This is a genomic window from Laspinema sp. D2d (genome assembly GCF_025370755.1).
In the GTDB taxonomy this organism is placed as follows: Bacteria; Cyanobacteriota; Cyanobacteriia; order Cyanobacteriales; family Laspinemataceae; genus Laspinema.
Window position 1 is genome coordinate 90320 of record NZ_JAMXFC010000014.1, and the last position, 16748, is coordinate 107067.

The 16748-nt window shown below is 48.2% G+C and carries 12 protein-coding genes; 5 read left to right on the forward strand and 7 right to left on the reverse strand.

The window, feature by feature from the left end; all coding sequences use genetic code 11:
* Positions 1–41 precede the first annotated feature (41 nt).
* From NG796_RS11845 to NG796_RS11865, 5 genes are all read right to left on the reverse strand, one after another.
* Positions 42–497 (reverse strand): ATP synthase subunit I, encoded by a 456-nt coding sequence (locus NG796_RS11845; RefSeq protein ID WP_261206913.1) that lies wholly within the window; start codon positions 495–497, stop codon positions 42–44.
* Between the two features lie 426 nt (positions 498–923).
* On the reverse strand, positions 924–2000 hold the full coding sequence (locus NG796_RS11850) for an ABC transporter ATP-binding protein (RefSeq protein ID WP_261206915.1): 1077 nt from the start codon (positions 1998–2000) through the stop codon (positions 924–926).
* A gap of 123 nt (positions 2001–2123) precedes the next feature.
* Positions 2124–3782 carry an ABC transporter permease gene (locus tag NG796_RS11855; RefSeq protein WP_261206916.1) on the reverse strand — a complete coding sequence of 553 codons (1659 nt, stop codon included), beginning with the start codon at positions 3780–3782 and terminating at the stop codon, positions 2124–2126.
* 75 nt (positions 3783–3857) lie between these two features.
* Entirely contained in the window at positions 3858–4862 is a 1005-nt protein-coding gene (locus tag NG796_RS11860) for an iron ABC transporter substrate-binding protein (RefSeq protein ID WP_411268803.1), read from the reverse strand.
* A 126-nt stretch (positions 4863–4988) separates the two neighbouring features.
* Positions 4989–6050 carry an iron ABC transporter substrate-binding protein gene (locus NG796_RS11865; protein WP_261206920.1) on the reverse strand — a complete coding sequence of 354 codons (1062 nt, stop codon included), beginning with the start codon at positions 6048–6050 and terminating at the stop codon, positions 4989–4991.
* Between the two features lie 1299 nt (positions 6051–7349).
* Here NG796_RS11865 and NG796_RS11870 point away from each other — a divergent pair.
* Positions 7350–9026 (forward strand): iron uptake porin, encoded by a 1677-nt coding sequence (locus NG796_RS11870; RefSeq protein WP_261206922.1) that lies wholly within the window; start codon positions 7350–7352, stop codon positions 9024–9026.
* 102 nt (positions 9027–9128) lie between these two features.
* Here NG796_RS11870 and NG796_RS11875 read toward each other — a convergent pair whose 3' ends face one another.
* Both NG796_RS11875 and NG796_RS11880 read right to left on the reverse strand, forming a co-directional pair.
* Positions 9129–9779, reverse strand: a complete 651-nt coding sequence (locus NG796_RS11875) for a (2Fe-2S) ferredoxin domain-containing protein (RefSeq protein WP_261206924.1) — start codon at positions 9777–9779, stop codon at positions 9129–9131.
* Positions 9780–9896: 117 nt separating this feature from the next.
* Positions 9897–10142 carry an Asr1405/Asl0597 family protein gene (locus NG796_RS11880; protein WP_261206926.1) on the reverse strand — a complete coding sequence of 82 codons (246 nt, stop codon included), beginning with the start codon at positions 10140–10142 and terminating at the stop codon, positions 9897–9899.
* A 637-nt stretch (positions 10143–10779) separates the two neighbouring features.
* Between NG796_RS11880 and NG796_RS11885 the strand changes: the two genes are divergently transcribed.
* From NG796_RS11885 to NG796_RS11900, 4 genes are all read left to right on the forward strand, one after another.
* On the forward strand, positions 10780–11316 hold the full coding sequence (locus tag NG796_RS11885; RefSeq protein WP_261206928.1) for a Dps family protein: 537 nt from the start codon (positions 10780–10782) through the stop codon (positions 11314–11316).
* A gap of 561 nt (positions 11317–11877) precedes the next feature.
* Complete coding sequence (locus NG796_RS11890) at positions 11878–12417, forward strand: Fur family transcriptional regulator (protein ID WP_261206929.1); 540 nt, start codon at positions 11878–11880, stop codon at positions 12415–12417.
* Between the two features lie 373 nt (positions 12418–12790).
* Positions 12791–16051, forward strand: coding sequence for a carbamoyl-phosphate synthase large subunit (carB, locus tag NG796_RS11895; protein ID WP_261206930.1), 3261 nt, complete (start codon positions 12791–12793; stop codon positions 16049–16051).
* Positions 16052–16484: 433 nt separating this feature from the next.
* Positions 16485–16616 carry a hypothetical protein gene (locus tag NG796_RS11900; protein WP_261206931.1) on the forward strand — a complete coding sequence of 44 codons (132 nt, stop codon included), beginning with the start codon at positions 16485–16487 and terminating at the stop codon, positions 16614–16616.
* Positions 16617–16748 lie beyond the last annotated feature (132 nt).

The window sequence follows — 16748 nt, forward strand, 5'->3', positions numbered from 1 at the left end:
GGGGTTCCAGAGGGACTGGATGGTTTGCAAAATGCCTTATCCTATTTGGAGTCCGGCAAAAGGGTCGTTTGAAGGACGTAGACGAGGAGCGCGGCTTTATATGTCAGGAAACCCAGAAATATGGGCATCACCTGTAGCTGATCCCACTGAGTTGCTACTATAATCAACCCAATGAACATCGCGAGCCTGCCTTTACTCAGACTCTGCTTTTGATTGCCGAGACGCTCAACATCCCTTGCCAACATTCTCAAGTAAACCACACCCGTGCACGCCCCGATCAAATAATTCAGGGCAATATTGAGCGAATAATAGAACCAAACCGAGACAAACACGACGGCTGTAATCACAAGGGTAGAGACCAACAACTTTTGTTTAAGCTGATGGTACTCATCCATAGAGGAATCCCTGGAGGAATTCTCCTGCGGTTCACGAGTCTCGTTGGGTTCGAGTTCTCGCTCTTGGGAAGTGGGTTCTTCAGAAGGGTCTGACAAGTTCACTCTTAGTTAACTTATGCCCAGATCGTTACACCTGGACGCTAACAGGCCAAAATGAATAATATCACGCGCCGGTAACATAACTTAAAAAATAATAAATTTATCTGAACCGGGAATTTTTATGGATCCAGGATGTGGGATTTGACTCACATTTAAGTGCACTTCCGGTCCCCTCCCCTTGCCAAGGGGAGGGTTAGGGTGGGGTCCTCTTGGGGTGGCGATCGCACCTCAAGAGGAATAATTGATGACACACCCTAGTACAGGCGCGATCCTCCATACAGGCGCTTAAGCTGTAAAGAGTGCTTGAAGTGGCGACTGCCACTTCAAGAGGACCCCACCCTAACCCTCCCCTTGCCAAGGGGAGGGGACCGGAGGTGTAGTTAAATGTAAAAACCTATCATTGTAAGTCTCCCTAATCTCCCCTCATCCTCACCCCACTCCCTTGAGAGCAAAAACCCGCAACCGTTCCTCGATCGCCGCTACTTGTACTCGGGTCCCGATCGCCAATAGCGACCCCCCACTACTGCGTGCATGAAATTCTCGTCCCGAAGGGGTCATCAAACAATATCGGTGCTCTCGTCCTAAAAACTGCCGATCGCGAATCACCACCTGTCCCGTCTCATCCGGTTTCAGGATTAAATCTTCCTCTCGGATCATTAACTCCCCTTCAGCAGTATCCACGGGTTCTGTCATCTCCGCTTCAGGCACTTCTACGGCAAAGGACCCGCACTCGGTTTCCCAGAGTTTGCCAATGCGTCGCGCGGGAATAAAATTCGCCTGGGTGACAAATCCTGCCACAAAGCGCGAGGCGGGTTCTTCATAAATCTGTTCTGGGGTCCCAAATTGTTCGATGCATCCTTTTTTCATCACCGCAATGCGATCGCTAATTGCCAGCGCTTCCTCCTGATCATGGGTGACAAAAATCGCCGTCGTATTGGTACTTTTAAGAATCTTGCGGATTTCTTCCCTTAAATACAGCCGCACTTGGACATCTAAATTGCTCAACGGTTCATCCAGTAGGACGATCGCCGGTGCCGGTGCGATCGCCCGCGCTAAGGCAACTCGCTGCCGTTGACCCCCCGACAGTTGGTGAGGATAGCGTTTTTCCAATCCCTGCAACCCCACCAAGGCGATCGCCTCAGTCACCTCATGCTCGATCCGTTGTTTCTTCTGACTTTTTAACCCAAAGGCCACATTTTCTGCCACGGTTAAATGAGGAAACAAGGCATATTCTTGAAACACCATCCCGATTTGTCGATGTTCTGGGGGAATCCAGACTCCACCTCCGGCAACCTGTCTTCCCCCAATTTCAATTTCCCCGGCATCAGGTTTTTCAAATCCAGCTAATAACCGCAATAGGGTCGTTTTCCCACAACCGGAAGGACCTAGCAAGGTGAGGATTTCCCCTTTCTGTAAATTCAGTGAAACTTGATTCACCGCAGGATATCCACTGGCATCGAAGGTTTTGGTTACGGATTCTAATCTTAAGATTTCAGGTTCGTTCATTAGCTTGGCAATCGGAGTTTGTTTTTATTTTTATTGACGAAAAACTTAATTTTGAATTTATTTAAAAATAATTTTAATGGATTAGGTTGTCAATAATTGTTTTAAGTTTATCATAATTTTAAATTAATTTTTGGCTGGATTTCGCCATAATAAAACTAACGTAGAACCGGCAGAAACTAACAATAGGGTCAAGGAAGCCGCTGCTGCATCGGTAAACTGCACATCCTCTGTCGCTTGCCAAATCTGAGTTGCTAGGGTTTTAAATCCAATCGGTGCCAGTAACATGGTGGCGGGCAGTTCTTTAATGGCCGTGAGAAAGACTAGAACTGCACCGCCTAAAACCCCCGGACTGACTAAGGGTAAGGTAATTTCCCCCAGGGTTTGCCAAGGGGTGCGGCCCAAGGTTCGCGCCGATTCTTCTAATTGGGGATTGACTTGTAGGAGGGAACTGCGAATGGTGCCGACGGATTGGGGTAAAAATAATACTAAATAGGCAAACACTAACATGGGTAGAGTTTGATACAAAAACGAGACATACTTAGAACCCATAGAGACTAAAGAGAGGGCAACTACAATTCCCGGCAACCCAAATCCAATGTAAGTTAAGCGCTCAATTACCGTTGTGATTAGTCCCGGAAAGCGCACGGAAAGGATGGCGACGGGAAGGGCAAATAGGGTGGCAATGAGGGCAGAAAGACCGGATGCGAGGATAGAATTAAAGCTGGTGGTGAGGACATCGGGGGGAATTTTTCCCGCATTCAGTCCGCGCCCTAACCAGAAGAGGGTTACGGCAAGGGGGAGCACTAATCCCAAGGCGGTGATGAGGCTACAAAAGGCGATCGCAGGCCATTTCCACGGACCCAAGGCAATGCGCGTGGGGGTGCGACTGCCGCCAGAACTGCTGCTGTAATAGGCTGCACCTGTTCTCACTCGGTATTCGATCGCCAGGATTAGGAACAACAGGGCGACTAAGACTAAGGACAAGACTGCCGCCGAGTTGCGGTTAAAACTACTCCGGTACTGGATGAAAATTACCCGAGTAAAAGAGTCAAACCGCATCAAGCTGGGTGTCCCAAAATCCCGCAAGGAATAAAGGGCGACTAATAACCCCCCAGCGACTAACGAGGGGCGTAGCTGGGGGAGGGTGACTTGCCAGAAGGTAGACCAGGCATTGTTTCCCAGGGTGCGGGAGGCTTCTTCGATCGCCGGATCAATGCCTTGCAACCCCGATCGCAGGGCAATCAGCAGATAGGGATAGGTAAACAAGGTTAGCGCCAAAATCGCACCGGGCCACCCATAAATAGAAGGCAATTCTTCCACCCCAAAGGGTTCCAGCAGCAGTTGTAGCCAACTCCCTCGGGTGCCAAAGCTGGCAATTAAGGCAAAGCTGCCCACATAACTCGGAACCGCCAGGGGAAGGGTGGTAGCGACGGTCCAAAACCGCCGCCCGGGCAAATTAGTTCGTTCGGTCAAAAAGGCTAAGGGCAAGGAAATCAAGGCAGAAAATAGGGTAACGGCTGCGGCTAAACCCGCACTTCGCCCTAATACTTCTAGGGTGCGTGGACGGGAAAGCAAGGTCCAGACTTCCTCAAATCCTGCACCGGCAGCCCGGATGACGAGATAAAGGAGAGGAAGGGCGATCGCCACGGCGGTAATACTTCCAGCGGCGACCAAAAACCCTGGAGGGCGAGACCCTTGTCCCGACGGCTGATAGCCCCCAACCCAATGTTCTAATCGCTTGCCAACCTGGGCGATCGCCTTTCCCTGTTTTGTTGATTTCATCCTTAACTCAGCACCTTTCGCACCCGAGATTGCATTTGACTTATGTTCTATCTTGACTCAAGTCGCTCAACTTTTTTATAAAACTCCCGCTTCCTCTAGTAAAGAAAGGGTTCCCTCTAAATCGGCTAAGTTGCTCAAATCAATATTAGGCGGATTGATTTGAGAGATGGGAATTTGTTTAGCCGGAGGTTCTACCCCAGAGATTAAAGGATACTCGCTAGTTTGTTGAGCGAAATACTCTTGGGATTCAGATGTGAGGAGATACTCAATGAATTTTTCCGCATCTGCTTTTTGGTCGTTGGTATCCATAATGGCAATCCCAGCCACATTAATCATGGACCCGATATCTCCAGACATATAATGATGGGCGACGGGAAAATTGGGATTTTCCGCAATAAAGCGGGAGAGGTAATAGTTATTCACTAACCCGAGGTGGACTTCTCCCCGACCTAACGCTTCCACAATGGTGGTATTGTTCCGATAGGCTACAGCCCCATTGGCTTTCATGGCGCGCAACCATTCTAAAGTGCGATCATCTCCCGCAGTAGTGCGCATAGCGGTGATAAAAGCCTGAAATGATCCGTTTGTCGGTGACCAGCCGACTTTACCGCGCCACTTGGGTTGGGTCAATTCCCAGATATTCTTCGGGAGTTCGTTCCGTTGTACCAGTTGGGTATTGTAATCCAGAACGCGAGCACGTCCGCTGATTCCCACCCATTGCCCGTTGCGAGAACGAAACCGCGCATCTACTTGGTTGAGCAGGGGTTGAGGAAGCGCGACGGTACGTCGGGCTTGAGCCATTGCACCTAATGCGCCAGCATCTTGGGCGAAAAACAAGTCTGCACGGCTATTTCGGCCTTCTTCCAACAGGGCGATCGCCAATTCGGCGGTATCCCCGTATCTAACTTCTATATTAAGTCCCAGTTCTTGACGGGCTTTCTCAATTACAGGGGCAATTAAGTTTTCATTGCGCCCAGAATAGATAATCAAGGTTTTTCCCTGGGCCATCACGACGCGAATTCCGCCCAGGCTCAGGAGTAGGGCGATCGCGGCGATCGCCAGTTTTTTCCCAAAGTTCATGGTTTGTAATCTCTCTAATGTTTCGGTTAATGTTGCTCCCCAATGGTTACAACAAGTGATACTATACCCTAAAGCATCCAAAGGGGCGATCGCCGCAGTATTTCCCCGACAGTTTTCCGGCAAACCCTATAAAATTCCGGTTTCCTCCAGTAGCTTGAGCGTTCCCTCTAAATCATCGAGGTTGCTCAGATCCATATCGGGATACTTAATATCCGATAAGGGTTTTAGGGTTTTAGCTGCCACTACCCCTGTGGTCAAAGGATACTCGTAAGTCTCTTGAGTAAAGTATTCCTGAGCTTTGGGACTTAACATAAAATTAACAAACTGTTGTGATGCAGCCAGATTGTCTGTATTCTCCAAGATACTCACACCCGCTACATTCACCAATGATCCCACATCGTTAGGGAAACTGTGAGCAACTGGCGCTTCTGGGTTTTCCGCTTTGAATTTTTCTAAATAGTAGTGATTGACAAATCCAACGGCAATTTCACCCCGAGAAAGCGCTTCCACGATCGCTGTATTCTTGGGATATACTTTCGGATTGTTGGCTTGAACCCCTTCTAACCAGGCTTTGGTTTGTTCCTCTCCAAGAGAGAGTCGCAAGGCGGTAACAAAGGCTTGAAATGACCCATTGCTTGGTGCCCAGCCAATTTTTCCGTCCCATTTGGGATCGGTCAACTCCAGGATCGATTGGGGTACTTCTTCCGGTTGTACCAAGTTGGTATTATAGTCCAACGTGCGAACCCGACCTGTAATCCCCACCCACTCACCTTCAGGCGATCGATACCGCGACTCCACTTTATTTAGGATATCTTCGGGCAGTTTGGCGGTGCGATCGGCTTTTTGCATTGCACCGAGAGCACCGGCATCTTGGGCAAAAAACACGTCTGCCGGTGTATTTTCGCCTTCTTCGAGAATCGCGGCGGCGAGTTCTGCCGTGTCTCCGTAGCGGACTTGAATATCAATGCCGGTTTCCGTCTTGAATTGTTCGATCAGGGAACCCACAAGGTTCTCGTTGCGACCGGAATAAACAACCAGTTGTTCTCCTGTAGTTGGAGTCGTCGCTGTTGTGGCGACGGGTTCGGGTTCGGTTGTTGCGGTGGGTGTTGTTCCGTTAGAACAGGCGACTACCAGTCCCCCACTTGCCAGGAACAAGCCTAATAAGCTTAATAGTTTTCTGCGTTTCACTCCTTGCACCTCCCAAAGTACCTCTAGGATTGTTTCTACTCAATCAAGAAAAACTCTCAACTAACTTTAGAAAGACAATCCAGCCGAAGTTGTTTTTTAATCCAAGATCTGAATTTACGGTATTGGATGAGTTCCGTCAAGCTTAATGAAATAAATTCTCGTTTTTGATTTTTCCAGGACCCACCCCTAGGCTAAACCGCCTTAAAGCCAAAAAGCATAACCGTTGTAACCGCTATAGCTTCTTTCCAGTCCATTACCAACTGTAAAGAAAATTCAGATAAATGCGGGTTAATGACTCATCTTCCTAAGAAAACTGAGAAAAAATCCGGCAGTTGCCCGTCAATTTGTTACAGTTTCTTAAAAAACTTTACAACTCATCAAGGTTTGGCCCCAGTCCCCGGTCGTCCGGGGACTCACTCATCCCAGTGCTCTGTTTGGGGTGGATCTCCTAATTAATTGCTAATCACTAGCAATTAATTAAGAGTGGGGAGGTATAATCCGATACTAGCACTCAGGGGTTGAATGCTCGTCTGGATGATGGGTTTGCCCCTACCGGCCATTTAATTTTTTTATTTCAAAAATAAGGTGAAATTACAGGGAAAAAGTAATTTAATTTATAAAAAAATTAAAGGTTAAACTCTTTGAGATCAGTTTGGAGATGAGACAGATTAAGGGTCAGGGAACAGAACTGATTCGGGAAAAGGACCCTACATTCAGGATCCATGATGTTTGAAGAGGCGGGCCGATCGCACCCCATTTAGCCTATTTAGATAGGTTTGGACTGAAACTCTATCCTGAGACTGAAATCTTTTCCCCCTTAATCCATCACCGGATCAGCAATCCAATAAAAACGAAGGGATAAAACTCTGAAACCCCTACGGAACAAGGACTTGAACCCCTTTAATCCCTCAAAATTTTTCTCCAGATGATGTATCCCTGTTTACTTGACAGGGATAAAAAAATCAAGTATTTCTTAAGTTGATATGCATTCTCAGCGATTTTTAAGTCAAGACTGTTAAGGAGGATCACAGACTCCCTGGCATCCTGAATCCTGAAGGATGACGACCTCGCTCTCTTTCGGAAAAAAGGCCGTCGTGAACTGCCCTAGTCCTCTTATCTATGATGGTCAACAGGTGAGACAGGCTGAAAACCCGATTTCAGGAAGGGAGTAATTTTTGTGGAGTGCTTATTAGTAAAAACTATTAATAAGTCCCTGGGTTGATCACTCGGTTTGAGAAAGTTGGCATTAAAAACGCTGGAGACTTGCTTTTTAGGTGTGAGAAAAACGGAAAGAAGGGAATGCGTCACAATTGGATGAAGCTCATGCTGGCATCACCAGCTATTTTGGCGATCGAGGCATTAAGTCCTACGGGGATCGCGGCCATGCCTCTAGGAGAAATCGCCCCATCGGATCAGATACCACAGGTGGAGGCGATCGCTCAAGATACCGCCACTCCAGAATCATTGGATATTCTGGAACAAATCAATCTCTACTCCCAGGCGGAGCTAGAACTAGGCCCCTTAGAACAGGTCAATTCGGTTCGGGAACTCAGCGATGTTAGCCCCACAGACTGGGCATTTCAGGCCGTGAGCGCCCTTGCTGAACGCCATCAATGTCTCCTCGGCTATGGCGACGGAACCTATCGGGGTAACCGCGCCATGACGCGCTACGAATTTGCAGCCAGCTTAAACGCCTGTTTGATTCAAATTCAGCAACGAATCGAAGGTTTAAACGCCTTATCCCCCGACGAGATCAACTCGATTCGTCGATTACAAGAAGAATTTGCCGCAGAACTCGCCACCCTACGAGGTCGAGTGGATGCCTTAGAAGTTCGTACCGCCGAACTAGAAGCCAATCAGTTCTCCCCCACCACAAAAATGAGTGGGGAAGTGCTCATGGCTCCGATTCAGGCTTTTGGCGATCGCGGGGAAACGATTGCTGGAGGAGAAGAGACCGAACTCTCCTTCGGGTATCGGCTGCGTATGACCTTGGACTCTAGCTTGACCGGCAAAGATCGTCTCCGAACCCGACTAGAAGCCGTAAACGTGGCCCGTTTAGATAACACCACGGGCACTGTTATGTCGCGGTTAGGATTTGACGGAGAAAGCGATAACGAAGTGGCCCTGGACCGCCTAGAGTATCGGTTTCCCATCACCGATAACATGAGAATGTGGATCGCGGCTACTGGATTGGAGCATGATCACATTTTACCCGTCACCAATCCCCTGTTTGAAAGTAGTGGTGGCGGTGCGCTATCGCGATTTGCCCGTCGCAACCCTGCTGTTCATCGGCAACCAGCGGGTGCCGGTGCAGGCTTTGAATACAAATTTGGCACTGTGGCTAGACTGTATGGCCTATATATGGCAGGCACTGCCAATACCCCAACTTCTAAAAATGGGTTATTTGATGGCAGCTATAGTGCAACAGCCCAGCTTACCGCCACTCCCCTTGAAAATTTAGAAGTCAGTTTGACTTACTCTAACTCCTATTTTCCTGGGGGTGAGGTGAATGTTTCTGGAACTACAGGTTCTGGCAATGCAAGGCGACCCTTTACCAATGATGTTGCCACCTCTTCCAATAACCTGGGGGTACAAGCCAGCTTTGCATTCGAGCCTGTCACCGTATCGGGTTGGGCCGGTTGGTCCTTAGCTGAAGCCCAAGTTAGTGATGGGGATGTCAACAGCGGCGACACTGCCACCTTATTTAACTGGACGCTGAATGTTGGGGTTCCTGATTTAGTCAAAGAAGGAAGTCTACTCGGTTTTATTGTCGGCCAACCGCCGAAAGTAATTAGTAATGATGTCTCTGGACGGGAAGACCCCGATACTTCCTTCCATTTTGAGGCATTATTCAAGTATCCCATCACCAAGAACATCAACATTACTCCGGGATTTTTCGTGATTACCAATCCTGATCATAATTCCGACAACAATACCATTTGGGTGGGTACGATGCGGACTCAGTTTAGTTTCTAACCTGACTGTATTTGTTGGACTCAACATCTAAAAAATCGGTAAATTCTAAAATTTACCGATTTTTTCTATTATTTATAGGCATTTTTTAAGGCTGAGATTGTCCTAAAAATGATTCGCAATCAAGTCAGGAATTTCTTCGGGTTGAATCTTGGTATAACGGGCTTTATCGGGCATAACCACCACATTAGGACCAGCTTTACAGCGGCTCATACAGCCGGTTCCCTTGATGGTAACATTATCTTCTAAGCCTTTTTGACGTAACTGTTCTTCTAAGGCTTTACAGACGGCTGCTCCTCCTTTTTTGCGGCAGTCAGACTTTTGACAAATCAAAATGGTGGCTTTCTTTTTTTCGGGGACTACGGCTTCCAGGGTGGGAATGGGGGGTGGAGAACTCGCACAAGTTTCGGCGATCGCACAGTCGCGAAAGTGATCACAACCCGCTACAGAACTCGCGATCGGTGCAGGTTCGGACGAGACTGATTTGAAAACCGGAAGAATCTGATAGGCTTTGAGCTTGCATAATCCGGTTTTTAGGTTCAGTTGTTTCTCACCGATCGCCCTCACCCAGTCTCCCGGTGTCAACTGAGTTTCTAAAATAGCCCGCTGCTTTTTCGGCATATCGACTTTAATCAACCGTTCCCCTTCCGCTGTCGCCAATCGAAAGTATTTGAGATTGGTTCCCCCGGGGATGCCAAACCCTAAGAAACGACCTTCGAGATTGAGTTCTGAGGTGTGTTTATATGATTTACCCATTGTCTTACTGTTTGGTAGTTGTTTTTTGTACAAAAGTTTGCTTAAAGGGGGCGATCGCCGTTTTAAATCCCTGGGGTGAGAGGATCGCAGACTCCCCTCACCTGCGATCGCCTTGTATTAATTAATTTGCCAGCACTGTTCTAACCACTGCACCAACTCCTGACGAGATGCACTCTGTTGTCTGGATACACTCCAAAATTGCACGGTGGCTGTCGTATCGCTCAGGTACACCCGCAAAGGCTGATTGGGTTCACACCAACAGGGAATCTCTAGTTCGCGCAACCGCTGAAATACAGACCATCGCTCGGCCCCATTCACTTCTACTAACTGTGCTAGATCGGTCTTATACTCCGATGATTCCATGCAATCTTCCTAATACTTGCTAAATATTATCAGTAAGCTGGGTAGAGGGCCCCCTTGATTTTTCTCCTCCCTCTGAGCAAGCGCGATCGGGTTTTGAACCCGGCGATCGCCTTTCTCTCTCCTTAGATTACTGCAACTGACAAATATTCTCATCTACTTTCAGGCAGACTTTAACAAAACTTTACAATTCCCGGCCTTTGCCCCTTAAAACAAAGGAAAATCTTCATCTAACCCGATCAAATCCTAGATTTAGCGTAGAGGAGAACAACAACACTATTGATAGGGGGAACTTGCCAAAGGACCTGGACGGATTGGCAACTCTATCAAAATTAGGATCCTGCCATTTAGTCCAAAAGAAGCCCTAATCATTCGCAAAAATTGGTAATCTGCAATATTTTAATCAATCAGCTTATTGATAAGAGATAGCATTTTCCACGGTGCCTAGGGATAGTCGATTCTTGGAGGTAGTGTGGGTGCTGCTTTAACAGATTGACAATTTACAACTGAAGACTCAAGCCTCAAGAGCTTTTAAAAAAGATTCAGGCTGTATTCTATGTACTCAATCCCTTGATTTGCCTGTGTTAAAATCCCTCTATTGAGCAATCAAAGTTGCCAATACAAAAGGAGAACACTAATTATGGCTGAAATGCAGAATGCAGTCCGATCCTTTGGGCATATTGCGGACAATCCGATTGGATTAGAAACCTCCGTGACTGCGCCGGTTTGCGAGGGCTTAAATGTAGCACTAGCAAGCTTTCAAGCGCTTTATTTGCAATATCAGAAACATCATTTTGTGGTAGAGGGGGCTGAATTTTACTCCCTGCATGAGTTTTTTCAAGAAAGTTACGAAGCCGTAGAAGAACACGTTCACGATTTAGGGGAACGATTGAATGGGTTGGGGGGAATTCCCGCCGCGAGTTTTAGTAAATTAGCAGAGTTGTGCTGCTGGACCCCAGAACCGGATGGGGTTTATACCTGCCGTCAAATGGTAGAGCATGACTTGGTAGGGGAACAAGGGATGATTCAATTGTTGCGACGGCAGGCGGCTCAGGCGGAGAGTTTAGGCGATCGCGCCACCCGCTATCTGTACGAGAAAATCCTCCTAGCGACGGAAGAACGGGCGTATCATCTGGCTCATTTCCTCGCCGCTGATAGTTTAGTGGTTTCCCGCTAAATAACAGAGAGAGTTTCTCAAAACTGCGTTACTGTAGAAGGAAGTTCAGCTTTAAAAGCGGACCGACTCGACCTATCGATTCTAAACAGAAGAGAACGCTTAAGGCAGAGGGGGGTTTTCCCTCTCTGCATCTTTTTTTGGGGAGATGGGGGGATGGGGGAGATGGGGGAGATGGGGAGGATGGGGAGGATGGGGGAGATGGGGAGGATGGGGGGGATGAAATTTTATTTGAAAAAACTTGCAATAAAGTCTAAATTCTGTATTACTAGATTTATTCCCTTATTGAGGATAAATTTCAATAAGAAGGATAAAATACCGGACAAATATAATTTTGTCAAGACCGTTGGCGGTCAAGTTATGGAGGGGAGTTGTAGTTAGGGAGAAACCGTGACTTGATTTACCGCTCATGTTCGATGAGTTAGGGAATCTTGCGCCTGGATGCCTGACGCCTGATGCCTGGAGTATCCAAGCTAACGAAGCGATCGCGCCTACCATAGCGACCCTAGCGGACAAAGGGCCGAATTCTGACCAACCATTGACCATAAATTCGGGTAAGTCGTCATGCCATTTTATACCCAGGCACAACTTAAAAGCGAACTGCGACAATTGGGCTGTCGCCTGACTCCCCAACGGGAAGCCATCCTCGGCGTATTTCAAACCATCCCCCAAGGCAACCATTTAAGTGCTGAAGAACTCTACAGTTTGTTGCAGCGCCAGGGGGAGAAAATTAGCTTATCTACAGTGTATCGAACCCTAAATTTGATGGCGCGGATCGGAATTCTGCGGGAACTAGAGTTAGCCGAAGGGCATAAACACTACGAACTGAACAAACCCTCACAACCGCACCATCATCTTGTTTGCGTTCAATGCCATCAGACCCTTGAATTTACCAGTGATTCAATTGCTAAAATTTGCAGCAAGCAAGCTGATTCGGCTCAATTTCAAATGTTAGACGCACAACTGACCCTTCATGCAGTTTGCCTAGAAGCATTTGAGGAGGGATGGCCCTATTTACTCCCTGATGATTGGATTTGTCCAAAATCTGGCATGGCGGTAAATCAATCAGAATCACTCCAGGATAACGGGACTGGAGCGGTATGAGATTAGAGCAATAGGACCAGAAACCGGGTTTTTGAGCCTAATTTGTTGCTAATGAGCAAAAAGGTTGGAAAGAAACCCGGTTTTTAACCGTTACTGTATCCAAGTCCCCGGAAAAAAATGATCAGGGGATTTCCTCGGTTCAAGCGGGCGTCACCACAGGCTAGGATCCGTAGAGGAAGTCATCAAATCTTGTTATTAGCAAAACCGAGTGATACGGATTGAGTGAAACCTCGTAAAATAAACTGGATTTAGCAAAAATGCGATCCGGGGTCAGTAGTCAAAGGTCAGTGGTCAGTTGTAACTGAAAGCTGGCAATTGACAACAGACCCTTGACAATGACAACACAGAACCCATAAGTCGAAAGTTTAAGCCTATGCCCCGTCGCAACGACATCCAGAAAATCCTGATCATCGGCTCTGGTCCTATTGTGATCGGGCAAGCTTGCGAATTTGACTATTCAGGGACGCAAGCTTGTAAAGCGCTCCGAGAAGAAGGATATGAAGTGGTGCTGGTGAACTCGAACCCCGCCACGATCATGACCGACCCCGAAACAGCCGATCGCACCTATATCGAGCCACTGATTCCGGAAGTGCTGGAAAAGGTGATCGCGAAAGAGCGACCTGATGCCCTATTACCCACAATGGGCGGCCAAACCGCTCTGAACTTGGCGGTTACCTTAGCCAAAACGGGTGTTTTAGACAAGTATGGCGTTGAGTTAATCGGCGCGAAACTAGAGGCGATCGAAAAAGCTGAAGATCGTTTGCTGTTTAAAGAAGCAATGGCGCGGATTGGGGTTGCCACCTGTCCCTCGGGGATTGCTACGACTTTGGATGAAGCCAAAGCTGTAGGACACCAAATTGGCAGTTATCCCTTAATTATTCGACCTGCCTATACCCTCGGTGGAACGGGTGGTGGGATTGCCTACAACCAAAAAGAATTTGAAATCATGGCAGCAGGCGGGATTGATGCCTCCCCCGTCTCTCAGATTCTGATCGAGCAGTCTCTGCTCGGTTGGAAAGAGTATGAACTAGAAGTCATGCGCGATTTAGCAGATAACGTGGTGATTATCTGCTCGATTGAAAATATCGACCCGATGGGGATTCACACCGGGGACTCGATTACCGTCGCACCGGCGCAAACCTTGACGGATAAAGAGTATCAGCGCCTGCGGGATGCATCGATCGCCATTATCCGCGAGATTGGAGTAGAAACCGGCGGCTCAAATATTCAGTTTGCGATTAATCCGGTCAATGGTGACCTGATTGTAATTGAGATGAACCCTCGGGTCTCTCGGTCCTCGGCGTTGGCATCGAAAGCAACGGGATTTGCGATCGCCAAGTTTGCTGCTAAATTAGCCGTGGGTTATACCCTAGATGAAATTCCGAACGATATTACTCGGAAAACTCCGGCGAGTTTTGAACCCACCATTGACTATGTGGTGACGAAGATTCCGCGCTTTGCCTTTGAGAAATTCTCTGGATCGGAACCGACTCTGACGACTCAGATGAAGTCTGTGGGTGAAGCAATGGCGATCGGGCGGACTTTTAATGAATCGTTCCAAAAAGCCATGCGCTCAATGGAAACCGGGCGTTCGGGTTGGGGATGCGATCGCCAAGAAATGCTCCCGAGTTTAGAGCAAATTCGCGCCGGATTACGCACCCCCAATCCCGATCGCATTTTTACGGTTCGTCATGCGATGCTCATGGGGATGACGGTGGAGGAAATCTACGAACTCACCTGCATTGACCCCTGGTTCCTGGATAAATTCCAAGAACTCCTGGAAACGGAAAAATTCCTCAAGCGATCGCAGCTTCAAGACTTGACAAAAGAGCAAATGTATGCAGTTAAGCAGCAAGGCTTCAGCGATCGGCAAATTGCTTTTGCGACGAAAACCCACGAGGACCAAGTACGGGCCTACCGTGTCGGGTTAGGGGTCAAGCCCGTTTACAAATTGGTCGATACCTGTGCCGCCGAATTTGAAGCGCTGACCCCATATTACTATTCGACCTACGAAGAAGAATCAGAACAGACCGTTTCCAATAAACGCAAAGTGATGATTTTAGGGGGTGGCCCGAACCGGATTGGACAGGGGATTGAATTTGACTATTGCTGCTGTCATGCCTCATACGCATTGCGGGAAGAAGGATGCGAGACTATTATGGTCAACTCCAACCCTGAAACGGTTTCCACCGATTACGACACCAGCGATCGCCTCTATTTTGAACCCCTCACCAAAGAAGATGTGCTCAACATCATCGAGGTGGAAAATCCGGAAGGGGTGATCATTCAGTTTGGGGGACAAACCCCGCTGAAATTGGCAATCCCCTTGTATGAGGCACTCATGGCGCAAGGACCCGATCGCCTCCTACCCCAAGAAGTGACAACCAAAATTTGGGGAACCTCCCCTGACTCCATCGACATTGCCGAAGATCGGGAACGGTTTGAGAAGATTCTCTGGGAATTGGATATCAAACAGCCTGCAAATGGAATTGCGCGTAGTTATGAGGATGCCTTGGCGATCGCCCAGAAAGTGGGGTATCCCGTGGTGGTGCGTCCTTCCTACGTCCTCGGAGGACGGGCGATGGAAATCGTCTATTCTGATGCAGACTTGGAACGGTATATGAAGTTTGCCGTCGAAGTCGAACCCGATCGCCCGATTTTGATTGATAAATTCCTAGAAAACGCCGTCGAGGTGGACGTAGATGCGCTTGCCGATGCCACGGGACGAGTGGTGATAGGCGGCATCATGGAACATATCGAACAAGCCGGGATTCACTCCGGTGACTCCGCCTGTTCTATTCCCTATATTTCCTTGAAACCAGAAGCCTTAGCCACCATTCGGGAATGGACCGTTAAATTGGCCCAAAAACTGAAGGTGATTGGGTTGATGAATATTCAGTATGCCGTGCAAGGGGAACAGGTGTACATCTTAGAAGCCAATCCCCGCGCCTCCCGGACGGTTCCTTTTGTCTCCAAGGCGATCGGGATTCCCTTGGCGAAGATGGCTTCTTGGATTATGTCTGGCAAAACCTTAGAATCTCTCAACTATACCGAAGAGAAGATTCCCGAACATATTGCGGTGAAAGAAGTGGTTCTGCCGTTCAACAAGTTCCCGGGTAGCGATACTCTCCTAGGTCCAGAAATGCGATCAACTGGGGAAGTGATGGGAATTGATACGGATTTCGGCAAGGCATTTGCCAAAGCTGAATTAGGGGCCGGGGTGCGGTTAGCGCTTCAGGGAACCGTGTTTGTCTCCATGAACAGTCGGGATAAACCCTTGGTAGTGCCGGTGATTAAGGAGTTCATGGATTTGGGCTTTAAGATTATTGCCACCGATGGCACCCGCAAGGTCCTCCAAGATCATGGCCTGGAGAATGTGGAACTGGTGTTCAAGGTCCATGAAGGTCGTCCCCATGTCATTGACTGGATTAAGAATGACCAGATCCAGTTTATTATCAACACGCCGACGGGAGAAGAGTCCCAAACCGATGCCCGGATGATTCGCCGCATGGCGTTGGATTATCAACTGCCAATTATTACCACGATCGCCGGTGCAAGGGCCACGGTAGCCGCCATTCGCGCGCTCAAGGGTGAACCCTTGGGGGTCAAGGCGATTCAGGATTATCTCAATTAACCCTTGAAACAGGCGATTGCACCGGGGTTAATCAGTAACCTGCGGTGCAGTCTTCGAGAGGGTCTCACGGGGGCGATCGCTTCGGTAACAAGGAAGCGATCGCCCCTTTTTTTGGTTAAACCCCACACCCTGAAGGGTGTGTTTTTTTGTAGGGGCTACCCCCAGACAGGGGTTCAAAGCCGGGAAGGGACCTGATACGCCTTGAGCCACACCCTACCTGAAAACCCGGGTATAAAAATCCGAATTTTTCTCCATATTTTCTTCATTTTGTTTTCCAGGATGCATTCTGAAAATTATTTCCTGGGTAATCTCTATATAACCGAGGGCTGGACCTTCCAGAACTAAATTTCAGAATCTGGGCGTCAGGACTAGACATTTCGTTAAGAAATGTTACAATTTTTCACATAACGACTTGAGAAATTTAAGAAATTTTATGACAACCCCGCAATTCGTACTTGCAGCCATGATTTTGGGCATCCTGTATTCATACAGAACAGCGATCGCCTTGTCTTGCCAATACCAGCTAGAACGGGTTCCGGTTCGGGTTCCAAGCCGTCAGAAGTAAGCAAATAGCAATCAGGGGTAAACCGGCACTCCCGAATCATCCCCGATTGCATCAAATGTGGCTATCCCGATCAAGATCCCCCGGAGGTTACCCCAGTGCGAGATGCCTCCGGTAGGCTACAGAAACGGGTCC

Bases quoted from the DNA above. Each gene is read 5' to 3' on its own strand.
- NG796_RS11850 (WP_261206915.1), bottom strand. From the start codon at position 2,000: ATGAACGAACCTGAAATCTTAAGATTAGAATCCGTAACCAAAACCTTC.
- NG796_RS11855 (WP_261206916.1), bottom strand. From the start codon at position 3,782: ATGAAATCAACAAAACAGGGAAAGGCGATCGCCCAGGTTGGCAAGCGA.
- NG796_RS11860 (WP_411268803.1), bottom strand. From the start codon at position 4,862: ATGAACTTTGGGAAAAAACTGGCGATCGCCGCGATCGCCCTACTCCTG.
- NG796_RS11870 (WP_261206922.1), top strand. From the start codon at position 7,350: ATGCGTCACAATTGGATGAAGCTCATGCTGGCATCACCAGCTATTTTG.
- NG796_RS11875 (WP_261206924.1), bottom strand. From the start codon at position 9,779: ATGGGTAAATCATATAAACACACCTCAGAACTCAATCTCGAAGGTCGT.
- NG796_RS11880 (WP_261206926.1), bottom strand. From the start codon at position 10,142: ATGGAATCATCGGAGTATAAGACCGATCTAGCACAGTTAGTAGAAGTG.
- NG796_RS11885 (WP_261206928.1), top strand. From the start codon at position 10,780: ATGGCTGAAATGCAGAATGCAGTCCGATCCTTTGGGCATATTGCGGAC.
- NG796_RS11890 (WP_261206929.1), top strand. From the start codon at position 11,878: ATGCCATTTTATACCCAGGCACAACTTAAAAGCGAACTGCGACAATTG.
- carB (WP_261206930.1), top strand. From the start codon at position 12,791: ATGCCCCGTCGCAACGACATCCAGAAAATCCTGATCATCGGCTCTGGT.
- NG796_RS11900 (WP_261206931.1), top strand. From the start codon at position 16,485: ATGACAACCCCGCAATTCGTACTTGCAGCCATGATTTTGGGCATCCTG.